We start from the raw sequence: 7,132 nt of genomic DNA on the forward strand, positions 1-7,132 counted from the left end.
GTTCGCGCCTGATCCGCCGACGATCGAAGAGCGTGATCGCCGGCGGATGAGTCGCGAACGACCGACGCGACCTCGCAGGGGGTGGCGGTGGAGCGGTCAACCGACCAGGATCTTGCAGCCCGTCGCGCGGTCGGCCAGGGCGTCCAGGACTTCCGGGGACGTGGTCTCCGCGCCGATCCGGACGGTCTTGTTGGTGCCGTGGTAGTCGCTGGAACCGGTGGTCAGCAGGCCCAGTTCCCCCGCCAGCCCTCGCAGCCGCGCGCGCGTCGACGGGTCGTGGTCGGGGTGGTCGACCTCGACGCCGGCCAGGCCGAGCCCCGCCAGGTCCGCCACCACCTGGTCGGTGACGATCGGGCCTCGCGAGGTGGCGAAGGGATGTGCCAGCACGGTCACGCCGCCGGCTTCGGTGATCATGTCGATCGCCCGCGCCACGGGCGTGTCGGTCCGCGGCACGTAGTACCGGCCGCCGGTGAGGTAGCGGGCGAAGGCCTCGTCGACGGTGGACACGACGCCGGCCCTGATCAACGCCATGGCGAGGTGGGGACGGCCGGCCGGCGCGTCGGCGGGCATGGCCGCCATCAGCTCGTCCGGGTCGATGGGGAAGCCGTCGTCGACCATCCGCTCGGCCATCCGGCGCAGCCGCTGGCGGCGTTCCAGGCGCAGTCGCAGCTGCTCCTCGACCAACGCGGGCGAGGTGGGGTCGTACAGGTAGGCGAGCAGGTGGACGGTGATGACCCGGCCCCGGCCGTCGTCGGAGGCACAGGACAGCTCCGCGCCGCGCACCAGCTTCAGGCCGGGCGGCAGCGCGTTGGCGGCCTCCGCCCAGCCCGCGGCGGTGTCGTGGTCGGTGAGCGCGACCGCGCTCAGGCCGGTGGCGGCCGCAGCCGCCACCAGCTCCGCGGGCGTGTCGGTGCCGTCGGACTCGGTCGAGTGGGTGTGCAGGTCGATGCGCACCCGCCCAGTCTGAACTACGGCACCATCTTCTTGCCGCGCGCCGCCCGCTGCGCCTTGATCATCGAGAAGCGCTCCGCCTGGGCCTTCTTGTCACCGAAGGTCAACTCCGAGATGGCGTCGTAGACCTCCTCGGGGTTGGGCAGGTACTCGATCCGGTTGAGGGCCTGGATCTGACCCGCCGACTCCACGACCAGGGTCCCGAAGCCGAACATGCGCCCGAGCACCGACCGCTCGTAGGTCAGGTCGGTGACCTTGCTGATCGGCATCATCGCGACCTTGGTCTCGAAGACCCCCGAGGAGATCATGAACCTCTTGTCCGTGACGACGATCCGCTCCACCCACCACTCCATGACGAAGTAGGCCAGCCTGAGCAGCACGAACAGCGCGGCGTACCAGAGGATGTTCTGGATGATCCCCGCGTTGTCGGGCAGCAGGTACGAGATCATCATCGCGCCGGCGAGCAGTGCCGCCGCCTCGAGGAGATCCCAGAGCAGACTGCTCCAGTGCCTGCGGACCCGGATGACCCGACGCTCCGTGGGGAGCAGGTACTCGTCGGGGTCCCGTGGTGCGAACATGCCTTCGACCTCTCGCCGTCGGGGAGGAGCCGGGCGCGACTCAGAACAATTGTTTCACGAAGGTGATGAGCGCCTCAGCGGCTTCCCGAAGAGTGCCGAGGATGTTCTGCACCAGCTGAGCCGCCTGCTGCGGCTCCGCGATGAGGAAGAACAGGACCAAGCCGACCCCGGCGAAAGTGAGAATCTTCTTCAGATTCACGGTGATCAACCCCGTTCGCTACCGCACCCGTTTGGCGCCAGTGAAAACCGTTGTACCGCACTCCGCGACACGTCGGGAGATTTGTACCGCACTTGGGTCAGCGGCCTGCACCGCCAACCCGGTGTGACTACTGACAGTAGTTGTAACGGCCGAAAGTGCGCCGTTGCTCCTCCGAGTCGGCGGCGTCACCCCTGACACGATCGGGTGATGACTACTCGTACGACGCAACATTCGCCCAGGTGAGGGACAGCTGATGTCACCGCGTGGCCGAGCGGATTCGGGCGACTCGAACGAGACCGCAATCGTGCGGAAAGGTCAACAAAAGAAAGCACTCTCCGTAACTGGAGGGAAGTTGATCACCACGGTCGCCGCACCCGCGTCACGCCGCGTCCGCGAGATCCACGCCCGCGCCTGCCAGGTGCGATCGGGCGTGCTCCGACCGGGGGACGACGCCTTCGGGGCGTGGCCGACCGGCGCTGCGATCTTGGCCACACTTCCGCTCACCGGGACATCACACGACCCCCCACGGCGCGGTGACGCTCCCCGGAAGTGATCGACTTCGCCCGTTCAGGGCAGCCAGACGAGCCGCTGGCCGTGCATCGCGGTCTTGGCCAACGCCTGCGCGGACCTGACCTCGCCGTCCTCGAACCGGACCAGGCCCACCACGCCGTGCGCCGGCTCGTCCGGACCGGGACGCAGGTCGGTCCGCTCCGGCAGCACGTGCGCCAGCCCGGCCGCGTACCCCTCGTGGCTCAACCACCACGCGGGCCGGTCGAGCTCGCGCATCGCCCGGACGAACTCCTCCCCCGGCAGGTACGCCAGGACGCTGCTGGTCAGGACCACCAGCGGCAGGTCCTCGGGCACGAGGGCGGCGGCCTCGGCCAGGTCCGCCACCGCGTCGCCCACCACGAACCGCGGCGGCGACTTGCGCTGCACGGTCGCGGCCACGCCGAACAGCCGCAGCCGCTCCGGCTGGTCGGCCCAGACGCACGCCTCCAGCCACGCGTAGGTGTCCTCGTCGGCCAGGTCGGCGGGCGCCCGGTCCAGCCCCACCTTGGCGGCGACCTTCACCGTCTTGGGGATCTTCGGCAGCTCCGCGCCGGGCGCGAGCTCCAGCGCGCAGTGCAGCCCCAGCGCCGCCTTGGCGGGCCCGGCGACGAGCTGACCGGCCTGCTGGGTCTGGTAGCGGTAGCCGTACTGGTCGATCCCCAGCAGCAGGCCGGCCGAGCAGCCGACCTCCAGCAGGCCGACCGGGCCCTTGACGCGGGCCAGCGCCGGGTAGAGCAGCGTGGCCCGCCGCACCTCGTTGGTCTGCACGCTCCGGGTGGCGATCAGCTCGCGCATCCGGTCGGCCCGGTCCAGCACGAACTGCCGGAACAGCGGCCACGTGCTGTCGTCCGCGCCGTACGTGCCGCCCAGCGACGGGTAGTAGTTGGACAGCTCGTGGAACGGCTCGGCCTGCACCAGCCGGTGCGCCGCCGCCAGGAGCAGGGTGCCGTGGGCGAACCGCTCCGGGGCGGCGGTCAGCAGACCGGCGACCTCCGGGTCCTCGGCGGCGTGCGCGGCCAGGTGCTCGTAGAGCGGCGAGACGCCGTGCGCCTCGCGCTGGGCGAACCCGGCCAGTCGTTGCCGCACCAGATCCAGCGAGGTCACGTCACTCCTCTGTCCGATTGCCGGCTCAGCCGGCCGAAGGTTCGGGCCTGCCCGGCTGCTCACCGCCGCGCGCTCCACCGGTCGAGTTCCTGGGCACGTAGGAGCTCTTCGGCACCATGACCTTCCGGCGGAACACGCAGACGACCGTTCCATCCTGTTTGTACCCGCGCGTCTCGACGTGGACCACGCCCCGGTCGTCCTTGGACTTCGACGGCGTCTTGCCGAGCACCTCGGTCTCACCGTAGATGGTGTCCCCGTGGAAGGTCGGCTTGACGTGCTTGAGGGACTCGACCTCCAGGTTGGCGATCGCCTTGCCCGACACGTCGGGCACGGACATGCCCAGCAGCAGCGAGTAGACGTAGTTGCCGACGACCACGTTCTTGCCGAAGTCGGTGGTCTCCGCCGCGTAGTGCGCGTCCATGTGCAGCGGGTGGTGGTTCATCGTGAGCAGGCAGAACAGGTGGTCGTCGTACTCGGTGACCGTCTTCCCGGGCCAGTGCTTGTAGACCGCGCCGACCTCGAACTCCTCGTAGTAACGCCCGAACTGCACCGCACGCCTCCGTTGGCCGGCAATGTGTCATAGGCCGTCGTGATCGGGGACCACTCCGGCCGGGACGACAGTGTGAGCACCGGGGGAGTACCCTCGGCAACTGGTCTGTGAGCGACTACACCGCTGCGGACAACCGACCCGAGGAGGTGAGGACTACCGATGAGTAACGACCCCCATCCTGCGAGTACCTCGCGCGTCCTCATCGGGGGGCCGGCTTCCCACAGCTAGGTCCAGCGGTACCGGTCGGGGACGTGCCGTCGTCGTTCGTCGAGTCGACGCCCCACCTGGAGGACCTGGTGCCCAGCTTGCCCTCGCTCGGCGGCCTGAGAGGCCGCGCGCAGGACCGACCCGCCGTCCCGATCCCCGTGCCGTTGTCGGCGTACGTCGTGGACTGCGGCGTCTACGTCGACGGCACCCGCCTGCCCGGCCGCTGGTCGCACGTCGACGCGGTCGACGAGGTGCGCAAGCGCGGCGACGGGTTCGTCTGGATCGGGCTGCACGAGCCCGACGAGGAGCAGATCCAGGGCGTCGCGGACACGTTCGGCCTGCACGAGCTGGCGGTCGAGGACGCCGTGCACGCGCACCAGCGGCCCAAGCTGGAGCGCTACGACAACATGCTGTTCATGGTGCTCAAGACCGTCCGGTACATCCAGAACTCCTCGCCGGACACCGCCAACGAGATCGTCGAGAGCGGCGAGATCATGGTGTTCCTGGGGCGCGAGTTCGTGGTGACGGTCCGGCACGGCAACCACTCGGGGCTGGCGGCGGTGCGGCGCGAGCTGGAGGCGGAGCCCGAGCGGCTGCGGCACGGCCCGGCCGCGGTGCTGTACTCCATCGCGGACCACGTGGTCGACAACTACCTCGACGTGACCGACCACATCGAGGACGACATCGACCAGATGGAGGCGCTGGTCTTCCAGCCGCGCAGCCGGGTCAGCGCCGACCAGATCTACCTGATGAAGCGCGAGGTGCTGGAGCTGCGCCGGGCGGTGATGCCGCTGGCCGTGCCGCTGCGGCGGTTGGCGGAGGGCTACACGCCGCTGGTGCCCGAGCAGGTGCGCTCGTACTTCCGCGACGTCGACGACCACCTCACCGAGGTGTCCGAGCGCGTCATGAACTTCGACGAGTTGCTGACCACGCTGGTCAACGCCGTGCTGGCGAAGATCACGCTCCAGCAGAACTCGGACATGCGCAAGCTCGCCGCGTGGGTGGCGATCATCTCCGTGCCCACCATGGGCGTCGGCGTCTACGGCATGAACTTCGACTACATGCCGGAGACGCACTGGAAGTACGGCTACCCCATGGTGATCGCGGTGATCCTGGTCGTCTGCCTCACGCTGTACCGAATATTCCGTCGCAACCAGTGGCTCTGACGTCCTCCCCCTGCCCTTCTTGCGACGGGATGTACCGACATGACCAGGATGTTGACCAACCTGCGGTTCTGGGTGCTCACGCTCCTGCTCGGCTGGCTCGCCACGGTGACCCTGCTGATCGCCAACGGCCACTGACGGCCGCCCCGCCCGGCCCCGGGGCTCAGTCCCAGGGCTGGGTGTCCCAGGTGAACGGGATGCCGTGCCCGACACCCGTGCCCAGGCGCAGCGAGAGTCCCGCCGGCCACAGCTTGAGCAGCAGCCGGAACTCGTAGCGGCCCGCGGTGTGGGTGCGGCGCGGCTCGAACACGAGCAGCGCCAGCGGCGCCTTCGGGGTGGCGCGGGCCGCGGCGTCGGCGAGGATCGCGCGGCCCATGGCGCGGTCGGCCGGTGACGCGTACTGCCACACCACCGAGTGCCAGACGACGGTGAGCACGTCGCGCTCGGGTCGGGCGAGCTGGCCCGCCAGCCACTCGGGCCCGGTCGCCTGCCGCACCGGCACCGGGTCGAGCCTGGCCAGCGCGACGGCGGCCTGGAGGCGTTCGAAGCGGGCGACCTGGTCGGCCCACACGAACGACGACAGGTGCAGCCGCCCGTCCTCTGTGGACACGTCGACCGGGTCGAGGTCGCAGCCCGCGCGGCGGACCAGGCGCAGCGGGTGGGTCAGGTCGACCGGCGGCCGGCCGGTCCACCCCGGGTCGAGGGTGAACGGGCTGCCCGGGTCGCCCAGCGTCGTGCCGTCGACCCGGTAGGCGATGCGGTGCGGGCGCAGGTTCAGGCCGCCGGACGCGCCGACCTCCAGCAGCCGGACCGGGAACGTGGCGCGGCGACCGGCCTCGGCGGCGGCCAGGTGGGTGGCGGTCTGCAGGCCGCCGAACAGGGGCGCGCTGCGGCCGGGCTCGTTGGTCTGCACGACCGTGGTCGTGACCAGGGTGCGCAGCTCGTCGGTGTGCTCGTGCAGCACGGTCAGCGCGGCGTCCCACAGCGTGTCCAGGCGGGGTTCGCCGCCGGCGGTCGGGTAGTGCTCGGCCAGCTCCGGCGCGCGGCCCTCCAGGACGAGGCGGTGCAGGGCGCCCGCGAACCGCAGGCCGGGCACGGTGCCGTGCCGGTCGCACTCGGCGCCCGCCATGACCCGCGCGGTGACGCCGCCGCGCGCCAGGTCGGCCGCCGCCGACACCAGCAGGGTGTGGGTGAGCGGGCTGCGGGCTTCGCAGGCGCGGGACGCGTCGAGGAACAGCTCGGCGAGCACACCGTGACGCTAACCCCGTTCCTCTTGTGCGGTACCGGGGCGGACCGCGTTTTCACCCTTTCACCGACGAGGTGTCGCCGGACGCGGCAGCGCTTAGGCTCGGTGCGTGCCGAGGGTGCTCGCGGTGGCGGACGAGGTCGTCGAGCGGCTGTGGACCGACCGGGTGCGCGGGCTGGGCGTCGACCTGGTGGTCGCGGCGGGCGACCTGCCGTTCGACTACCTGGAGTTCCTGGCCGGCGCGCTGGACCGGCCGTGCGTGTTCGTGCCGGGCAACCACGACGCGGACCTGACCGGGTACGTCGACGTGCGCGGCCTGTGGACGAAGGCGGGCCTGCCGGCGCGGTGGCCCGGTCCGGCGGGCGGGGTGAACGCCGACGAGCGGGTGGTGGACGTCGCCGGGCTGCGGATCGCCGGCCTGGGCGGGTCGGTCCGCTACAGCGGCGGGCCGAACCAGTGGACCGAGCGGGCGCAGGCGCGGCGGCTGCGGCGGGTCCACGCTGATCTCCCGGACCTCGATCAGCGACACGTCGGCGAACTCCTGGTGCAGCAGCGCCTCGCCGGTCGCCCGGAACGCCTCGGACA

7 protein-coding genes and 1 pseudogene are annotated in these 7,132 nt (G+C 70.8%); 2 read left to right on the forward strand and 6 right to left on the reverse strand.

All coding sequences use genetic code 11. The annotated features are described in order from the left end of the window. Positions 1–96 precede the first annotated feature (96 nt). The 5 genes from AB0G02_RS24470 to AB0G02_RS24490 all read right to left on the reverse strand — a co-directional run bounded on the left by AB0G02_RS24470 (position 97) and on the right by AB0G02_RS24490 (position 3,931). Positions 97–954, reverse strand: coding sequence for a PHP domain-containing protein (locus tag AB0G02_RS24470; RefSeq protein ID WP_360797794.1), 858 nt, complete (start codon positions 952–954; stop codon positions 97–99). 14 nt (positions 955–968) lie between these two features. After that, entirely contained in the window at positions 969–1,529 is a 561-nt protein-coding gene (locus tag AB0G02_RS24475; RefSeq protein WP_360797795.1) for a PH domain-containing protein, read from the reverse strand. A gap of 40 nt (positions 1,530–1,569) precedes the next feature. After that, complete coding sequence (locus AB0G02_RS24480) at positions 1,570–1,728, reverse strand: hypothetical protein (protein WP_170185132.1); 159 nt, start codon at positions 1,726–1,728, stop codon at positions 1,570–1,572. Positions 1,729–2,295: 567 nt separating this feature from the next. After that, positions 2,296–3,381, reverse strand: coding sequence for a DUF2332 domain-containing protein (locus AB0G02_RS24485; protein ID WP_360797796.1), 1,086 nt, complete (start codon positions 3,379–3,381; stop codon positions 2,296–2,298). A 25-nt stretch (positions 3,382–3,406) separates the two neighbouring features. Then, positions 3,407–3,931 (reverse strand): MaoC family dehydratase, encoded by a 525-nt coding sequence (locus AB0G02_RS24490; protein WP_360797797.1) that lies wholly within the window; start codon positions 3,929–3,931, stop codon positions 3,407–3,409. A gap of 296 nt (positions 3,932–4,227) precedes the next feature. Between AB0G02_RS24490 and corA the strand changes: the two genes are divergently transcribed. Continuing rightward, positions 4,228–5,304 carry a magnesium/cobalt transporter CorA gene (corA, locus tag AB0G02_RS24495; protein WP_360797799.1) on the forward strand — a complete coding sequence of 359 codons (1,077 nt, stop codon included), beginning with the start codon at positions 4,228–4,230 and terminating at the stop codon, positions 5,302–5,304. A 160-nt stretch (positions 5,305–5,464) separates the two neighbouring features. Here the strand turns inward: corA and AB0G02_RS24500 are convergent, their stop codons facing one another. Continuing rightward, the gene (locus AB0G02_RS24500) at positions 5,465–6,550 is read right to left on the reverse strand and encodes a DUF2332 domain-containing protein (protein ID WP_360797798.1); all 1,086 of its coding nucleotides are present in this window, start codon (positions 6,548–6,550) and stop codon (positions 5,465–5,467) included. 106 nt (positions 6,551–6,656) lie between these two features. Between AB0G02_RS24500 and AB0G02_RS24505 the strand changes: the two are divergent. After that, positions 6,657–7,132: pseudogene (locus tag AB0G02_RS24505) on the forward strand (hypothetical protein); the annotation flags it as partial.

The organism is Actinosynnema sp. NPDC023658 (assembly GCF_040639995.1).
Classification (GTDB): Bacteria; Actinomycetota; Actinomycetes; order Mycobacteriales; family Pseudonocardiaceae; genus Actinosynnema.